This is a genomic window from Paenibacillus xylaniclasticus (assembly GCF_004001065.1).
Lineage (GTDB): Bacteria > Bacillota > Bacilli > Paenibacillales > Paenibacillaceae > Paenibacillus_T > Paenibacillus_T xylaniclasticus.
Genome location: NZ_BIML01000030.1, coordinates 37,270 through 53,617, shown reverse-complemented (window position 1 = coordinate 53,617; position 16,348 = coordinate 37,270). Strand labels below are relative to the sequence as shown.

The window sequence follows — 16,348 nt, the reverse complement described above, 5'->3', positions numbered from 1 at the left end:
GGCTGTTCATCTAAAGTCATATATCCACAGTAAGGACAAGTATATTTTTTCATATCATCCCCCCACATTACAGTTTTCGTCTTGTTCACGTCCCTATAGACCTCTGTTCTTATCAAGCCACTCTTCGTTATTCCACAGTACAGGCATTGCTCCTACCGATTGAATATGTAACTGTGGGTCGTTGGAATGCAAAAACGCCATCAACTTTTTTTGGTTTTCTACAAGTAATCTCCAAGAATTGTTTTGAATAATGTCTAGCACATGGAACGCAGTTTCTTTATCTCGTTCATTGAACTTATCGAAGTTCTTGAAGACTAATACGAAGCCTTCATTGCTAGGATCAATATCCGAAAGGCAGTCATTAAAAGCATCTAGGTTTTTACCATAGTAATCTGGGAACTCGAGAGTATAACCTAATTCCAAAAGACAAGTTTTCTTATCCCATGATTCACAGTCAAAAAGATATACATTAAACCCTTCTTCACTTATATTTTCGACGTATTTTTCTAGTATGCTTTGTCTCCAAAACATAACTATAGAACCGTTCATCATCAATGACTTCCATAATTCTTCCCGTTCCATTTTGTTCACCCCAAACAACTTTCATCAGAACAATGACCTAGACATATTGTACCATATGTTGGCATTTCCTTTTCGTATCGTTTAAATTTTTATGTCTGGTTGCTGAGAAGATGTGTACTGCCCAATATTAAGAACAGAGACATTTATTTACCTTTAAACCACCCCCAAGTGCCTTATAGCATCCAACTCCCGCTTCCTTGTGAAGACAAAAAATACCCTCTCAATGAAGAGAGGGCAATCCCACATTAACTTCTCATTCGTTATTTCCGTTCCAAATTAACAGTGAACAACACTCCACATGCACCGTATGCGGAAACATATCCACCGGCTGCACCTCCACTGTTCTGTACCCGCCATCCTCCAGCACACGCAAATCCCGAGCCAGTGTCGACGGATTACACGACACGTACACAACCCGCTCCGGCTTCATACGTATAATCGTGTCGAGGAGCGCGGGGTCGCAGCCTTTGCGAGGAGGGTCGACAACGATGACGTCGGCGGTGATGCCCTCTTCACGCCAGCGAGGGATGACGACCTCGGACAAGCCGGCCTCGAACTCGGCGTTGGCGATCCCATTAAGCGAAGCGTTCCGCTTCGCGTCCTCGATCGCTTCAGGCACAACCTCGACACCATACACGCGGCCTGCCTGCCGAGCAAGGAACAGCGAGATAGTGCCGATGCCGCAATAAGCGTCGATGACGGTCTCTTCACCCGTCAATCCCGCATACTCGACCGCTTTGCGGTAGAGAGTGACGGTCTGCTCCGGATTCACTTGATAGAAGGAACGCGCCGAGATGGCAAAACGAATCCCGTCTAGCTCATCATAGATAACATCACTACCCCAAAGCGTCCTCGTTTCCTCGCCAAAAATAACGTTCGTATTGCGCGTGTTAATATTTTGCACAATGCTGCACACGTCCGGCAGCGCAGCGCGAATGCCTGCGATCCACTGGTCCTTATGCGGAATATGAGCACCGTTCGTGACGAGGACGACCATCACTTCGCCGGTGACGAAGCCAGTCCGAACGACGACGTGGCGAAGCAGGCCGCGGCCAGTTGCCTCGTCATAGGCGGTAATGCCGAGCTCCGTCCCGAGCCGCTTGATCAGCCGAACGACGTCGTCATTGCGCTCATGCTGAATCAAGCATGAATCCATGTTAATGATGCGATGGCTGCCCTGGGCGTAGAAGCCGCCGATCAAGCCGCCCGCCGCACCGTCCTCCAAGTCGGCAACGGCCATGCCGATCGGCACCTGCGCTTTGTTGCGGTAACGCCAAGGCTCATCCATGCCAATCGTCGGGTGTACGATAATTCCTGAGTCAAGGGGATAGTGGAGCAAAGCGCTGGAACCGGCAGTGGAATCCGCACCTGTAGCGGAATCTGCAACCGGATCTGCACTAACAATGCCGCCGTCCGCACCCGAACCTGCCGCAGCGCCGAATCTGCCCGCACCATCCGCAGCGTCCCCAGCATCGACCCTAGCAACAGCAACATCCACATCCGAGTCAGCCGATAACCGAGCTTCCAACGACAGCGCAGCATCCGACGATGCCCCAGCGCCTGCACTCTCACTCGCAACAGCCCCAGACACCCCCTGCTCCTGCCCCTCGCTCGCGCGAGCTGCCCGCACCGGTTCGCCTGCAACGTGCAGCTTGCCGATCCGCGTCAAGCTGTCGATGACGTGCTGGCGCTTCCAGCGCAGCTGCGCTTCGTAGCTCATGTGCTGCAGCTGGCAGCCGCCGCACTGCTTGAAGATTTCGCATGGCGCCGCGACACGATCAGGGCTTGTCTCTATTAAGCGCAGCAGCTTGGCATAGCCATACTGCTTCTTCACCTTTAGCACCTTGACGAGCGCCTTCTCGCCCGGCAGCGCGCCGTGAATGAACAGCGTAAACCCGTTCGCGCGGCCAACGCCCTCGCCATCATGCGTCAGGCCGACAATGTCAACGACATGCTCTTCATTCTTACTCACTGCCGCCGCGGCCTGCACTTTCGCCCGTCCTTGCCCAGCACTACCACCTGCTGCTGCCACTGATTCCTTCCCCTCAACAAAAGCGGCTGCACCAGCCTTCCAGGTCGGCTGAGAATTACGCTTCCCGACACCTGCACCAATGCCTTCCCGCTGTTCACCCGACGGACGCGGCGAAGACCGCCAATCCTTGCGCTTACCCTGAGAGCCCGAACCTGCTCCGGCCTTTGCCTTGTTCCCTGCCGCCGCTGACGGCCTGCCCTTCTTGCTCATCCTATCCAACACTCCGCTCACAATTTCGTATTCCTTCAATATATCCCGCTATATCACAGATCCGTGCTCCATGCGAAACCTGCAATAATCTCCTTACCCAACCTTATCATAAGACCCACACAATCCTGCAATCCTACAGGCTACAGCATCCGCGCCATTGTGTTTATTTATACAAAAACCGCCATCCTCCGCCGCCGTCTTCGACAACGGCGCTGCGGCAGGACAGCGATCGTAACTCTTCCATATTTATCTAAAACCAACTACCGGTAAGACGAAGCACCCGATTCGTCGACGAAGATGTTAAGGTGCGACGGCAGGATAGAGAACGTGCACGGGAGCGTTCCGCCATACTCGCCGTCGAGGTTCAGCTGTACATAATCCGGTGATGTCACTTTCAAATAATCCGTCCGCAGATGTACGATATGATTGTCGTTCAAATGCTCGCCGCGCAGCGCCATCGTCGCGATTCGAATAAATTCCGGCAGGTTGCATTTGCGCAAAATGACGACGTCGAACATTCCATCATCCAGCTTCGCATCCGGTGCAAGCTTCTCGAAGCCTGCGACGGAGTTGCTGTTACAGATGAGGAAGAGCATGATCTCCTCATGAATGTCCTCATGTCCCCGCGCCTCAATGCGAAGCTCGGTCGGACGCAGCCGGGTCATTTTCTCCAAACCCTTCATATAATAAGCGAGCTGTCCGATCATCGTCTTCAGCTTGCTCGGCACCTCATAGGTCAGCTCCGTCAAAGAGCCGCCGCCCGCTATATTAATGAAGTAACGCTGATTCGCCAGACCGACGTCGATCGGACGGGTATACCCTTCAATAATAAGGTCGCAGGCGTACTCCCAATTGCGTGGAATGCCGAGCGCCCGCGCGAAGTCATTCGTCGTCCCGAGCGGCAGGATGCCAAGCGGGGGACGGTTCGGTCTCTCCGACATACCGTTGATGACTTCATGCAGCGTACCGTCGCCTCCAGCCGCGATAATAAGATCATAGCCTCGTTCGACCGCTTCCGCCGCCGCTCTGGTCGCATCTCCTTCTCCCGATGTCGCATGGCAGCTCGTCTCGATGCCGCCGCTCTCCAGCCGCTGCAGCAAATCCGGCAGACGGCGTTTAATTTCTTCCCGGCCTGAGGTCGGATTATAGATTAATCTAGCTCGTTTAATGTTGCCGTTCGGCATGACCTACACCCTCCAACCCGTTCAGCCAGCTAAGCGACTGCCGGACCATCCAGCGCGACACTGCCGAATCCGGCAGAAGCGCCTGGCCGTTATACCGATAGTCCTGACCCGCCAGCCGAGACGGGATAACCTGATTCGTAAAATATCCTTTGCTGATAAAAAGAGGAGCAACCAATACCGTCTCTTCCGGCCGTTCCTTTCGCATTTGCGCAAGCACTGTACCGGCCTCGTTCGGAAGCAGCATTGCCGTCCGTGCACGAGCCAAGCCGCCGAGTGCGCGAACACGCTCGGCTAAGTGCTGCATGCTGTTCTGATAACGCTCGTAAAATCCTGCATCCTGGCTGCCATGCGCAATAAGCAGCAACGCTTCGCGTCCCGGATCGGACGACAACTGCTGTATATTATGCCATAGCCTCTCCGCAATTTCGGGATCGTCGTTAATCGGTTCACCCATCGTAAGCCGAATGCCCGGCGGCACAACGAACGGAGCCATCTCCCCGGCGCGCTCGTTAACCGGCGGGAACCCGAATGACTGGGCAATGTCGTCGACATGCGTGCTGCCCGACGAGATAAACAAGGGAAGGACGAATATCTCGGTGACGCCCGCAGCAGCCAACCGATTTACTCCGTCCTGAATAAGCCTTCCTTCTACCAGCTCCAAATACGACGATTCGAACCGTACCGTTCGCGGATCGGCAGCAGCACCGCCGGACTCCGCCGCCAACTGCCGGGCCGCCAGCTCAGCCGCTTCGGCGACCGCTTCATCGACGAGGCGAACCCATTCCTTCTCTCGCGAGCCGTGAGATATGACAAGTATGCCAATAGTTGACTTCATCGTCTATCGTCCCAGACGCTCCAGCGCCATTTTATACCCGTCGTTGCCGTAATTAAGACACCGCTTCACCCGGGAAATCGTCGCTGTGCTCGCACCTGTCTCCGCTTCGATTTGATTATATGTCGCGCCCTTGCCGAGCATTCGCGCAACCTCAAGCCGCTGCGACAGCGATTGAATCTCATTCACCGTGCACAGATCATCGAAAAATATATAGCACTCTTCCACTGTCTTCAGCGTCAGCACCGCTTCGAACAGCTGGTCGATCGCTTTATCGTTCAGCTTCTTTAGCTGCATTCATGTCACCCCTATAAGGTATGAGAACTAATCTATTCAATTGTAAAGCGTTCGTTACGTATAATCAAGCATTGCCGCATTCACGCTTTAATGGATGGAAGGGCGCTGCAGGCGCGCGGTATTCGTTTTATTTTCCTCCCAGAAAAGCTCCAAACCCGGGCATCCGTCCAATCCGCATATTCGCCTATCCCATACACTAAGAGGGAAAGAGTCTACCGTCAAAGGTTGTGATCTGGAGTGAATATGCGTCATGGCCCAATGAACGGCTATCCACCGCATCCCAACGCTCGGCAGCAAAATCAGCCTTTTCCCGGCATCAACGAACCGTTCGGCTTCGCGGGAGGCTTTCCGGGTGGAGGAACGCCTGGCTTCCCGGCACCCGGCCTTAAGACAACCGGCGTAAGCACGCCGAATGTTGTGGAGACGGCGCTTGCCCCCCCTGTCGAAACGGCCGTTACCGAAATCGTAGATACGTCGAAGGATAAGGGCAGCCTATTCTCATTAGAGAAGCTTGGCGAGCTCAAGGGCGTTGTCGATCGGCTTGGCGGCATCGACGGCATTCTCAGCAACGTCACGAAGGTGCAGAAGATCGTTGCGAATGTGCAGCAGATGGCTCCGTTAATCAAAGTACTGCTCGGCTCGTTTAAGAAAGAGAACAAATCTGCCCAAGCATCCGTCGAGGATGGCGACGAGCCGATCATCCGTCGTCGTCGCCGTAAGCGGCGCAAATCGAACACAGGCAAAGGCGCCGCTGCAAGCACCACACCGCGACGCCGCCCACGCAAGCGGACTCGCTAGATGCGAAGCCCGCTTGCTCGGCGTTGCGGAACATCAACGCCAGTCCGTTTCAAGCCTTCATAATAGCGATGGATGGAAAGGAGCCTTTCATCGCTATTTTGAATTTTCAACGAGCTGTGCATCTTTCTTGACGCAAATACCGAAAATAGGTAAGATGCAAGATGCAACGACTTATCCCATCGCATCTTAGGAGTGTCCCACCGATGACTTGGACTGCAGAACTGTTTTTATTCCTGCTCCTTCTGCTTCTTCCCGTTAATATTTTGCTCGCGGCTGTCCTCGTCTTCATGGAACGGCGCAATGTCGAAGCCACCTGGTCATGGCTGATGGTTTTGCTGTTCGTGCCGGTGCTCGGTTTCGCATTATATATGTTCCTTGGACAAAATATGCGGCGAAGAAAGCTATACCGCCTCGATCGGCGATACCGGGAGCAGCTGAACGCAGCCATTACAGAACAGGCTCGCATGCTTGCCGAAGGCTGGCCCGCCGACGAGGACGGCAACATCGATCCGTACCGTAAGCTAATTGACCTCAATTCGAAGCGTTCACTGCTGACGCTGCACAACGAGGTCGATTTCTTCACCGATGGGCTCGCGAAATTCGAACGGCTGTTAGCTGATATTGCCGCCGCAGAGCACCATATTCATATGCAATATTACATATTTAATAATGACGTGTGGGGACGCCGAATCCGCGATGCACTAATTGCGAAGGCGAAGGAAGGGGTTCATGTCCGGCTGCTCTATGACGATATCGGCTCGAACCAGCTCAGCGACAGCTTCTTCGAAGAATTTGACGCTTCGGGAGCTCAACGGGCGATCTTTTTTCCGTCCCGCATCCGCTACTTAAACTATCGGATCAACTACCGTAATCATCGCAAAATTGTCGTAATCGACAGCCGAATCGGCTACACAGGAGGGTTCAATGTCGGCGACGAATACGTGGGACTGGACCCTCGCTTCGGCCACTGGCGCGATACGCATATGCGAATTACAGGCGAGTCCGTCGCTTCATTGCAGTCGCTCTTTCTAATGGACTGGAGCCTTGCGAAGCATAGAGTCGTCCAGCACCGACCAGAGTTCTTCCTGCCTGCGGCCAAGGAGCTGGCACCAGATAAGAAGCTGGCGATGCAGCTGGTTGCAAGCGGGCCGAGCGATCAATGGCGCTACATCGAAAATTCACTGCTGCATATGATTTATACGGCGAAGAAGACGATCCTTGTACAGACGCCTTATTTTGTCCCCGATGAGAGCTTGCTGAACGCCCTTCGCGTTGCATCGTTATCAGGCGTCGATGTCCGCATTATGATTCCGAGTATTGCGGATCATATGTTTGTTCATTGGGCGACCCGTTACTACGTCGGCGAGCTGCTGCAAGCCGGCGTCAAATGTTACCTGTATGACAACGGCTTCCTCCATGCCAAAATGATGGTCATCGACGGCGCTGTCGCTACGGTCGGCACAGCTAACTTCGACATTCGCAGCCTGCAGCTTAATTTCGAGGTGAATGCGATATTCTATGACCGAACGACGGCCAAGCGGCTTGAGGACATCTACTGGAACGACGTCAAGCTGAGCAAGCCGTTCACCTTAACCGATTATAATAACCGCTCCGCCTGGAGCAAGTTCAACGAATCGTTGTCCAAGCTTCTATCGCCTATTCTATAAATCTCTATATGCAGCACAAAACCGCGACCTCACCCATCCGGACGAGCACGCGGTTTTGTTGTAATTATAGAAAAATCAGCTTGATCACTTGGAACACAAGCGCTGCGAAGATCGACGAGATCGGGATCGTAATAATCCAAGACATGACGATCTTCCCGGCTATGCCCCACTTCACGCTGGCGAAGCGCTTCGCGCTGCCGACGCCGAGAATCGAGGACGTAATAACGTGCGTCGAGCTGACCGGGAAGTGCAGCATCGTACCGGTCATAATAACCGAATAAGATGTAACGTCAGCTGCGAAGCCGTTAATCGGCTCGATTTTGAAAATTTTCGTCCCCATCGTCTTAATGATCTTGTATCCGCCGATCGACGTACCGAGAGCCATAGCGAGCGCTGCCGATATTTTGACCCACAGCGGCACGTTGTCCGTCTCCTGTACATTCGCTGCCATAAGCGCGAATACGATAATCCCCATCGCCTTCTGAGCATCGTTCGTACCGTGCGCGAAGGACTGAAGGGCAGCTGTCAGAATCTGTCCGCTGCGGAACCCTTTGTTAAGCTTATGAGGACTGAAATTAGCAAATACTTTCTTCAATATCGTCATAACGATAAAGCCGATTGAAAACGCAATGAGCGGCGAGAGTACCAGTCCCAAGACGATGTCCTTAAACCCGCCCGCATTAATGCTGCCCCAGCCCTCAGCTGAAACGACTGCGCCTGCAAGCGAGCCGATCAACGCATGGGAGGAGGAGGACGGAATGCCGAACCACCACGTAATTAAATTCCAGGCAATAGCTGAGATTAGGGTCGCAATAACGATCTCAACCCCGTTCTCGAGCACAAGCGGATTAGCTACGCTACCGCCGATCGTCTTCGCCACTCCTGTAAACAGAATCGCGCCAACGAAGTTCATGGCCGAAGCCATCAGAATAGCAACCCGCGGCTTGAGTGCTCGAGTTGATACGGTCGTTGCAATGGCGTTAGCCGTATCATGGAAACCGTTAATAAAGTCAAATGCTAACGCTAGAAAAACAACGATACCGAGCATTAAATAAGTTGTATCTATGTGCATGAGAATATCGCCCTGCCCCTCGTAGATTAGCTGTTACGCATAATAATGGACTCGAGGGTGTTGGCGACGTCCTCGCAGCAATCGGTCGTTTGTTCCAGTCGCTCATAAATTTCTTTCTTCTTAATGAGCTCGATTGGGTCCTTCACATTACTGAACAGGTTCGTGATGCTGACACGAAGCAGGTCGTCCGCTTGGTTCTCTAGTTCATTGATTGCGATGCTCGGCTCATGAATCGCAAGCAGCTTTTTCTCTGTCAGCAAATAGATTGCTTTCTTAATCTGATGCGAGCAGCGAACAAGATTATCGGCGAATAAACCGATATAATCGTCGTGCTCTTTGATTTGATACATTTCGAAACGGGAAGCGCACGCCTCAATGCCATCGAGCACATCGTCGAGCGATATCGTCAATGCCATAATGTCTTCGCGCTCGATTGGCGTGATGAACGTTTTGTTCAGCTCCGTCAGAATGGTGTGCGTATACTGGTCGCAATGCTTCTCATATTCCTTCATTTTCTTAGCAAATGCGCTGACGTCCTTCAAATTAACGACATTCGCACCGAAATATTCGACCGCGACTACGAGTGTATCCGCCATCTCTTCCAACGTTTTGAAAAAAATATCTTTCTTTTTAAATAACATGCTCCTTTAGTCCCCTTCGTCAATTCAGAAGTTTCTGTAAACATGAGCCGTCACTATCTTAACACGCTTGAAAGGCAATGTTAAGTTTTCGTAAATGATTTAACACTGCGTTAACAATTTTCTGCAAGATTGACGGATGCATTTACAGCTTTCCCCGAATTGAGTGCATTCACCCAAATTTCACGTGATCTTCGAAGGTTGGTTTATTCGGAACGACGTGGAAGTAGGTGTGCCCTGGAATAAACTGCAGCTCCTTGCCGTCCTTCACCAGTCGGATCGCCTCTGTGCCTTGCCTCGTCCATTCACAAGCAACAGCTTGTCCATTCTGGAACAGCAGCGCTTTGCCGCCCGAGGACAGATCGACCTTCATTCGTCCAACATTGTCATAGGCCTGTTGATCTGCACCGATGACAACGACATTCGAGGCAGACAACTGCTCGTTGTTGTTCAAATCGATATGCGCCTCTCCATTAATGGAACGCAGATACACATTTTTCGCTGCATCATAGCTGTAATTGACCTTATAATCTTCCAACAGGAACTTAATGTCGATAGTGTTAGCAATTCCGTCGTACGTGCCCGCTCCTTCTGAAGCGAACGTATAGGATGGAATAGGTACGTCGGCCGTATATTTTTTACGCTCTGCGCCGTCGCGCATTTTGCCCAGATCGGAGTACAAATTGTGCGGCGCCTTGCGCGATTTGTCCCGCCAGTAATAGGCGCCAGCATTCGAGATTTCATCCAAATAGTCTCTTCCGCCGTGGTGCTGAAGAATATCGTAAGCATCGTTGCTCGCTCCGGCATGCACAAGCACAGCATGATAAGAATCGCCGATATCAATTAGATAAGGCCGAATACTGCGAATCGGACCGATCGGGTCGGTTGTCGTTGCGCTTTGGAATATGGCTACCAGCCGCGTTATGCCGCCCTCAGCAAGCGCTTCCCATACTACATCGGCTTGCGTCAAGCCGGATTGAGGTCGTGCTGCCTTATAGTTATTGACCATAACAGCAATCGGCCTAAGCTTCGCTTCCTGCTCGACCGGAAGTCCTGTAAGCGGTGCTGTAAATGCCGACACAGGCGTCTGTTCAGACTGCACAGGCTCCGTCATCGTCGGCTGCGTCTCCACAGCAGTCGATTGCTTCGGCTCTTTCTTCTCGCTGGAGCCGCATGCGGTAACCGTAAGTGCTGCAGCCAGCAGCAAAGCCGTCAAATGATGTACGCGTAACGAGCGTTTAACCATGAATAGTATTCCACCTTTGTCGAAAGTAATAGACAGCATACAAGCGGCTCTATCTGAACCTAAGACGCGGCTACCTAACCAATAACGCCAATAATTCTTTCCATTCCCATTTAACCACATAAGAGGGGGAGTTGTCTTGGGGTGTGTGACATTCAGCGCTGCCGTATCAATTTATGTGTCATAAGAACACAACAACGACCTCACCTCCACCCACTGTGGAAATGAGGTCGTATATGACAGAACGCTAAGCCGGGCAAAAGCATGCTATATACTCCAATGATGCCATTCCTCATGACGGCGATCGAGACTGGAAAGCCAGTCTCTTGTGACGGTAATCGCTTCCTCTTGGTGCTTACGGGTCGAATACGTATGATCGGCTTGAAAAATAATTTCTTTATCGCATATGCCGTCGCTGCGCGTCCAGAACACTTTCTGATACAGAAAGCTGTAGTCCGCCGGGATGACATCGTCGCTCGTACCGTGTACAAGCAGGACGTCTCCTCCGAACCGAGGCGCCTCCTGAAAAGGCTGATGCTCCTGCAGCGAGCTGAAAAACACAGGCTTGAGCGAATATCCGGCATGATCGGTGCTGCCCGATTGAATCGCCTCGTCATAGCTGGAGCGGCCGACAATCCGGACGATATCCGAGAATGGATGGGCGACAGGCGACCAAAGAATAAGCCGCTTGACCCGCCGGTCGCGAACCGACGTCAAGAGCGCAGTCGCTCCGCCAAGCGAGTGACCGAGTAGTACGATTCGCTGAGGATCTACCGAATCCATAGACGAAACGTAATCGATCGCGGTACGCGTCTGAGCAATCATCGATTCGAGCCCCAGATCGCCATAGTCGCCATCGCTTTCGCCGCAGCCGCCATAGTCGAAACGAAGCACGTAAGACCCCGCTGCAGCAAGGGCACGGGCAGTCTTCACGAACAGCCTGTCCACCCCGACGCGACTGCCGATAAAGCCGTGGCAAATAATAATTGCCTGTCGCTTCCCTTCATTGCCGTCTTCAGCTGGATAGTGAAGGGTTGCCGTCAAATTCAAATGCTCGTGCTTCAGAATCAGCTGTTTTTCCATCTTCATCCCCGCCTTCTATTCTTCGTTGCTCTAGATCGTATTGTGTTATTGTCCTGATAAACACCGACTACATTCGGTAGATGTACAGATATTTGGATGCTCCGTATGATTAATGTATATTATTCCTACCAACTTAGTATGAATTGTTGATAAAAGAATACCACCCTTCCCTTGACATTGTCAACGGGTAAAAGCATATCCAACCGGTCAATAGGGATAGCTTTTTGTGGGCGGCTCATAATAATCGTATCAATTGCGGAGCAGAGAGGAGATGTTGGCAATGCCATTATGGATCGAATGGTTGACGGAGCATTGGATCGGCACGATTTTGGTGCTTGGTGTCATCGTCGCCATCCTATACGTGATGACCAAACGGAGCTCCTTATTCTATAAGGAGTGACGGAATTGTAAGCCTGCCGCTCATGCAGCCAAATCCTTCGCTTACGGTCACAGACCGCATAGGCTGCAGCGAATAAGCGTGCAGGCTGCTTCATAATCCCATTAAGACGGCGAAGGCTCGAAGCTGTCGTTAATTCGCTTCATCCAAGTGAGCAGCAAAGCAACCTCTTCCTCGGTCAAATGACACCGGATCAGCTTCTCACCCTCTTCCGTTATTGTCAGCGACTCTTCCTTAATCGACCTGCCAAGAGAAGTCAAATAAATACGGTTCATGCGGGAATCGTGTTTATCCTGCTCCCGATGAACAAGCGCCTTCTCCTCAAGTCCCCGCAGCAGTGACGTCAATGACGCTGGCTGTATGCCGAGCACTTGCACGATTTGCTTCTGCGTGACCCCTTCCTGCTCCCAGAGCATCATAAGCACGCCAAGCTGTGAGTTCGTCACCCCTAATGAAGTCAGTCGTTGGTCCAGAAAATTACAAATATTGCGATAATTTTTTTTCAACCAAAACCCGGTTGTCGATACCAGCAATTGATCCATGCGGCCACATCCCTTTTTCTCATTGCCCTCTTGTCTTTGTTCATCTCCGCAATATACGCATTATATAAGAATGGCTGCACGTAAAATCTATTTAAGATTAGCGGCAGCACGGCTTTGATCTGCAGCCGCCTTAACCGTCTTCCCGCTCTTGAACTGTCCGACGATCACATCCCGGATACGCGAAGCATCCAGTGCGACCCAGCCGATCAAGGCAGAACCTCGGCATGTCTGCCACGGAAGACCGACATAATAGAGCCCGGCAACGGGGGAGACGCCCTTCTCATGCAGCGGCATGCCGCTGGTGTCCTTCGAGCCGTCAATTTGAAGCCAGCTGTAATCCGACTGAAAGCCGGTCGCCCATAACACGCCGTCCGTCTCATGCCGTGAGCCGTCCTCGAATATCATCGTGCTTTCCTCTGCATCAACCGCCCTTGGCGCGAGCGACAGCTCGCCGCGGGCAATCGCCTTCTTCAGCTCGAAGCCATACAGCGGGTCTTGTTTGTTCTTCAGCTTGCTGCCGAGCCTTGTTTCCGGCCCTTTGCGCAGCAGTCCAATTCGCTCGTACCACCAGAATAAGCTTCTGCCCAGCACCTTATACGGCAAATAATTAATAGGCTTGCTTGCCGACAGTACAACCTTATGCGTCGAAGCGCATTCATAAGCGATTTGTCCACCGGAATTGCCCCCGCCGACAATGACGAGCCGACCAGTCGGCATATCGCCTGGATGTCTGTATTCCGACGTATGAAGCTGCTTGACTCTTGTCGACAGCTTCTCCGCGAATGCCGGAATATGCGGCTTCTGGAACGGACCGCTTGCAACGACAAGGCGGTTGGAAACTATCGTTCCCTGATTCGTCTCCACGATAAACTGCCCCTGCCGCTTGAATACCGCCGTTACATGAGTATTCATCTGCACAGGCAGCTCCAGCGCTAACGCATATTCCTCCAAGTAGTCCGCCATCTCATTCTTATTCGGGTACTCCCAGGGCTTGCCCCGCATCGCCATCGGCGGCAGGGCGCTGTATCTGCGCGGCGTGAACAGCTTCAGCGAATCGTATCTTTTGCGCCAGCTGTCGCCTACCCTTTCATTCGCATCGACGATCAGGCACGGCACTCCCGATTGCTGCAAATAATAGCCGGCAGCAAGGCCGGCTTGACCTCCTCCGATAATTAACGTATCGATCTCACGCATCATTATCCCCCGCCCTTCTAACAAAAGCAGACGAATGACGGCGACGCGCCGTCCGTATTGGAAGGCCAACACGATTCCGTCTCCCATGCATAGGTCGGCAGCATATGGCTGCCTCTTACTCCGACTTCTCGGTCGCGTGGATGACGAATGTCGACGCCGACAGCGAACAGCTGGCCGGCTAACGCAAGCGTCGGCGGCATGCCCGCATCGCCAGATGCCGTCACAACGGATGCAGCATGATCCGTTACTAGCCGATATGCTTCATTCAGCAGCGGATGCAGCACCGCAACGACAGCGGCGTCTCCTTCAGACGGCCAGCTTTGCTCTGTATCCGTCTGATCCTTCAACGGCGCACCGCTATCCGTTCGCAGCTTCAGCAGCGCCTCCTCCAGCGTAAGCGTGCCCATCACGCACTCCGCCGCCAGCTTGCCTGCGCCAATCCCCCGGCAGCCGGCTAATGGAACACCTTGCCGCTGCAGCCATTGACTCATCGCAATTTGGTAAATAAATAGCTCCGTTGCAAGCGAAGAGGAAGGCAACTCTCCGAACCGGTCTTCATACAACCGGGTCAGCATCGCAACCGGCTGGCTAAGCTGTAAATCATTCCGCCATTCCTCGAATAGTTGAACCGTCTCTTGGGAGAGGTTGTCCGCATCCGGGAACAGCAACCATACAGCTGCTGAATTGGAACGGGCAGCACCTGAGGCTAACCCGCCGCTCAATTGGCCTAAGGCGAATGCCGACAGCCGCTCTGCAAGCTGCTCATAGCTTGCGCCCGTTACTGCCAGCCGGTGTACCTCCCGCTTCCGGCATGTTGACAGCGACCTGCACAAGCGGCCAAACGGCCGGTCCTTCAGCTCCGCCATCTCCTTGGCCAGCTTCGCCGCCAGTCCGCGCAGCGATCCAGCAGTACGTGCCGACAACAGCAGCAGCTCCTGCTGCTCCACCTTCTGTGCGGTCAGATTAGCTGAAGCCGCGGCAGCATAATTAGCGATACTCGCAGGCGGATCAGGCGGCTCGGTTATAACGACATGCGCATTCGTCCCGCCGAAGCCGAAGGAGCTGACTCCAGCGACTACGGGTCCGTCATCCGGCCAATTCATAAGCGAGGTTGGTACGGAAAACGGCATTTGATCCATGCTAATATGCGGATTCCGTTCAGTATAATGAAGACTTGCCGGTATTTGCCGATGCTTGATCGCAAGCGCCGCCTTAATAACGCCAGCTATACCGGCAGCGGATTCTAGATGCCCGATGTTCGTCTTAGCGGAGCCGATCCAGCAGGTCCGGTTGCTCGGACGGCCGGCGCCAAGCACGTTGCTTAATGCCTCAACCTCGATCGGATCTCCGAGATACGTTCCTGTTCCATGCGCTTCAATTAAGCTGACCGCGGCAGGCGCGATGCCGGCGCTGCGGTACGCATCTTGCAGCACCCGTTCCTGGGCAAGCCGGTTCGGCGCCGTCAGCCCATTGCTGCGGCCGTCCTGGTTCATGGCACTGCCGGCAATCACCGCATAAATGTCGTCTTTATCTGTTAGCGCCTTGGAGAGCGGCTTAAGCAGCAGCACCCCGCACCCTTCGCCCCTCACATAGCCGTCAGCGCGCTGATCCAAAAATTTGCACCGATCATCAGCCGCCATCATGCCCGCCTTGTCGAGACTATCCGTAATGGATGGCGACAACAGCAGATTCACGCCGCCCACAATCGCCCGATCGGATTCTCCATGCCAGATGCTCTGGCAAGCCAGATGAAGGGCGACAAGTGAGGAGGAGCATGCCGTATCGACCGCCACGCTAGGACCTCTCAGATCGAAAGCGTACGACAGCCGGTTCGCCGCGATGCTAAGCGAACTGCCTGTTATCGCATGAATCGTCGACTGCTCCGGATCGTTGAGCAACGAACGGCCGTAATCGCTATTGGATATCCCGATGAATACACCGGTCCGCGTATCCTTCCATTCGTCCGGCACGATGCCGGCATCCTCGAACGCCTCCCAAGTCACCTCCAGCAGCGCCCGCTGCTGCGGGTCCATCCGAACCGCTTCCCGATAAGTCAAGTGAAAAAACTTATAATCGAACCGATCGATCCCTTCGAGATATCCCCCTTGCCGGTATGGCCCTTCGAACGATAGCTGCCGGCCGAGCTCTTCGCGGGCTGCCGGATACGGCACGACAGCGTCTACCCCCTCCCGCAGCAGACGCCAGAACGCAGCCGGACCGTTGGCGCCAGGAAATCGGCAGCCAATGCCGACAATCGCAACCGGCTCCCGCGTCGGCGCTGTCTGCTCCCGCTTCAATTCTTCCTGCTCCCGGCGTTCCCTTACTCCGCCTATTTGCTCAACAGCGCTGGCAAGCTCATGAATCGTCGGATAATCCCACAGCATCGTCGGCGGAACCTCCCGCTCAAGCAGCTGCTCTAAGTCACCGCACATGATCATCGCTTCCGCAGAATCGATGCCATAGTAGGAGAATGGACGGGACGCGTCCACTTCTTCCCGGTCAATCCCGAATCTCGCAGCAACCTGTTCCCGCAGCCATAACTCTATCTTTTCCCGATTGTTCAACACAGTCGCCACG

General features: G+C 53.3%; 14 protein-coding genes. 2 read left to right on the top strand and 12 right to left on the bottom strand.

Translation table 11 applies throughout. The features are described 5' to 3' along the window. Positions 1 to 93 precede the first annotated feature (93 nt). The 5 genes from PXY01_RS19175 to PXY01_RS19150 all read right to left on the bottom strand — a co-directional run bounded on the left by PXY01_RS19175 (position 94) and on the right by PXY01_RS19150 (position 5,137). Positions 94 to 582 (bottom strand): barstar family protein, encoded by a 489-nt coding sequence (locus PXY01_RS19175; RefSeq protein ID WP_246028006.1) that lies wholly within the window; start codon positions 580 to 582, stop codon positions 94 to 96. A gap of 253 nt (positions 583 to 835) precedes the next feature. Then, the gene (rlmD, locus tag PXY01_RS19165) at positions 836 to 2,824 is read right to left on the bottom strand and encodes a 23S rRNA (uracil(1939)-C(5))-methyltransferase RlmD (RefSeq protein ID WP_127572251.1); all 1,989 of its coding nucleotides are present in this window, start codon (positions 2,822 to 2,824) and stop codon (positions 836 to 838) included. Positions 2,825 to 3,084: 260 nt separating this feature from the next. Then, positions 3,085 to 4,008: a diacylglycerol kinase gene (locus PXY01_RS19160; protein WP_127572249.1), complete on the bottom strand. Its 924-nt coding sequence runs from the start codon at positions 4,006 to 4,008 to the stop codon at positions 3,085 to 3,087. Continuing rightward, positions 3,989 to 4,843: a sirohydrochlorin chelatase gene (locus PXY01_RS19155; protein WP_127572247.1), complete on the bottom strand. Its 855-nt coding sequence runs from the start codon at positions 4,841 to 4,843 to the stop codon at positions 3,989 to 3,991. Before PXY01_RS19155 ends, PXY01_RS19160 begins: the two co-directional genes overlap by 20 nt. Positions 4,844 to 4,846: 3 nt before the next feature. Next, the gene (locus PXY01_RS19150) at positions 4,847 to 5,137 is read right to left on the bottom strand and encodes a YerC/YecD family TrpR-related protein (RefSeq protein WP_127572245.1); all 291 of its coding nucleotides are present in this window, start codon (positions 5,135 to 5,137) and stop codon (positions 4,847 to 4,849) included. A 237-nt stretch (positions 5,138 to 5,374) separates the two neighbouring features. Between PXY01_RS19150 and PXY01_RS19145 the strand changes: the two genes are divergently transcribed. Both PXY01_RS19145 and cls read left to right on the top strand, forming a co-directional pair. Beyond that, positions 5,375 to 5,935 carry a tyrosine protein kinase gene (locus PXY01_RS19145; protein ID WP_127572243.1) on the top strand — a complete coding sequence of 187 codons (561 nt, stop codon included), beginning with the start codon at positions 5,375 to 5,377 and terminating at the stop codon, positions 5,933 to 5,935. A 203-nt stretch (positions 5,936 to 6,138) separates the two neighbouring features. Beyond that, entirely contained in the window at positions 6,139 to 7,602 is a 1,464-nt protein-coding gene (gene cls, locus PXY01_RS19140; protein WP_127572241.1) for a cardiolipin synthase, read from the top strand. A gap of 64 nt (positions 7,603 to 7,666) precedes the next feature. Here cls and PXY01_RS19135 read toward each other — a convergent pair whose 3' ends face one another. The 7 genes from PXY01_RS19135 to PXY01_RS19105 form a co-directional block, all read right to left on the bottom strand. Then, entirely contained in the window at positions 7,667 to 8,668 is a 1,002-nt protein-coding gene (locus tag PXY01_RS19135) for an inorganic phosphate transporter (RefSeq protein WP_127572258.1), read from the bottom strand. Between the two features lie 32 nt (positions 8,669 to 8,700). After that, complete coding sequence (locus PXY01_RS19130) at positions 8,701 to 9,315, bottom strand: DUF47 domain-containing protein (RefSeq protein WP_127572239.1); 615 nt, start codon at positions 9,313 to 9,315, stop codon at positions 8,701 to 8,703. 169 nt (positions 9,316 to 9,484) lie between these two features. After that, positions 9,485 to 10,558 carry a DUF3048 domain-containing protein gene (locus PXY01_RS19125; protein WP_127572237.1) on the bottom strand — a complete coding sequence of 358 codons (1,074 nt, stop codon included), beginning with the start codon at positions 10,556 to 10,558 and terminating at the stop codon, positions 9,485 to 9,487. A 264-nt stretch (positions 10,559 to 10,822) separates the two neighbouring features. Next, positions 10,823 to 11,638, bottom strand: coding sequence for an alpha/beta hydrolase (locus PXY01_RS19120; RefSeq protein ID WP_127572235.1), 816 nt, complete (start codon positions 11,636 to 11,638; stop codon positions 10,823 to 10,825). A 501-nt stretch (positions 11,639 to 12,139) separates the two neighbouring features. Continuing rightward, complete coding sequence (locus PXY01_RS19115; protein ID WP_127572233.1) at positions 12,140 to 12,577, bottom strand: MarR family winged helix-turn-helix transcriptional regulator; 438 nt, start codon at positions 12,575 to 12,577, stop codon at positions 12,140 to 12,142. A gap of 87 nt (positions 12,578 to 12,664) precedes the next feature. Continuing rightward, a complete protein-coding gene (locus PXY01_RS19110) occupies positions 12,665 to 13,843 on the bottom strand; it encodes a flavin-containing monooxygenase (protein ID WP_164744494.1) in 1,179 nt (392 codons plus the stop codon). Next, positions 13,789 to 16,347 (bottom strand): type I polyketide synthase, encoded by a 2,559-nt coding sequence (locus tag PXY01_RS19105; protein ID WP_127572229.1) that lies wholly within the window; start codon positions 16,345 to 16,347, stop codon positions 13,789 to 13,791. The genes PXY01_RS19110 and PXY01_RS19105 overlap by 55 nt, the downstream gene beginning before the upstream one ends. Between the last annotated feature and the right edge of the window lies 1 nt (position 16,348).

Excerpts from the sequence above, each read along its gene's own strand:
- PXY01_RS19160 (WP_127572249.1), bottom strand. The coding sequence starts at position 4,008 with ATGCCGAACGGCAACATTAAACGAGCTAGATTAATCTATAATCCGACC.
- PXY01_RS19155 (WP_127572247.1), bottom strand. The coding sequence starts at position 4,843 with ATGAAGTCAACTATTGGCATACTTGTCATATCTCACGGCTCGCGAGAG.
- PXY01_RS19175 (WP_246028006.1), bottom strand. The coding sequence starts at position 582 with ATGGAACGGGAAGAATTATGGAAGTCATTGATGATGAACGGTTCTATA.
- PXY01_RS19115 (WP_127572233.1), bottom strand. The coding sequence starts at position 12,577 with ATGGATCAATTGCTGGTATCGACAACCGGGTTTTGGTTGAAAAAAAAT.
- PXY01_RS19150 (WP_127572245.1), bottom strand. The coding sequence starts at position 5,137 with ATGCAGCTAAAGAAGCTGAACGATAAAGCGATCGACCAGCTGTTCGAA.
- cls (WP_127572241.1), top strand. The coding sequence starts at position 6,139 with ATGACTTGGACTGCAGAACTGTTTTTATTCCTGCTCCTTCTGCTTCTT.
- PXY01_RS19130 (WP_127572239.1), bottom strand. The coding sequence starts at position 9,315 with ATGTTATTTAAAAAGAAAGATATTTTTTTCAAAACGTTGGAAGAGATG.
- rlmD (WP_127572251.1), bottom strand. The coding sequence starts at position 2,824 with ATGAGCAAGAAGGGCAGGCCGTCAGCGGCGGCAGGGAACAAGGCAAAG.
- PXY01_RS19120 (WP_127572235.1), bottom strand. The coding sequence starts at position 11,638 with ATGGAAAAACAGCTGATTCTGAAGCACGAGCATTTGAATTTGACGGCA.
- PXY01_RS19125 (WP_127572237.1), bottom strand. The coding sequence starts at position 10,558 with ATGGTTAAACGCTCGTTACGCGTACATCATTTGACGGCTTTGCTGCTG.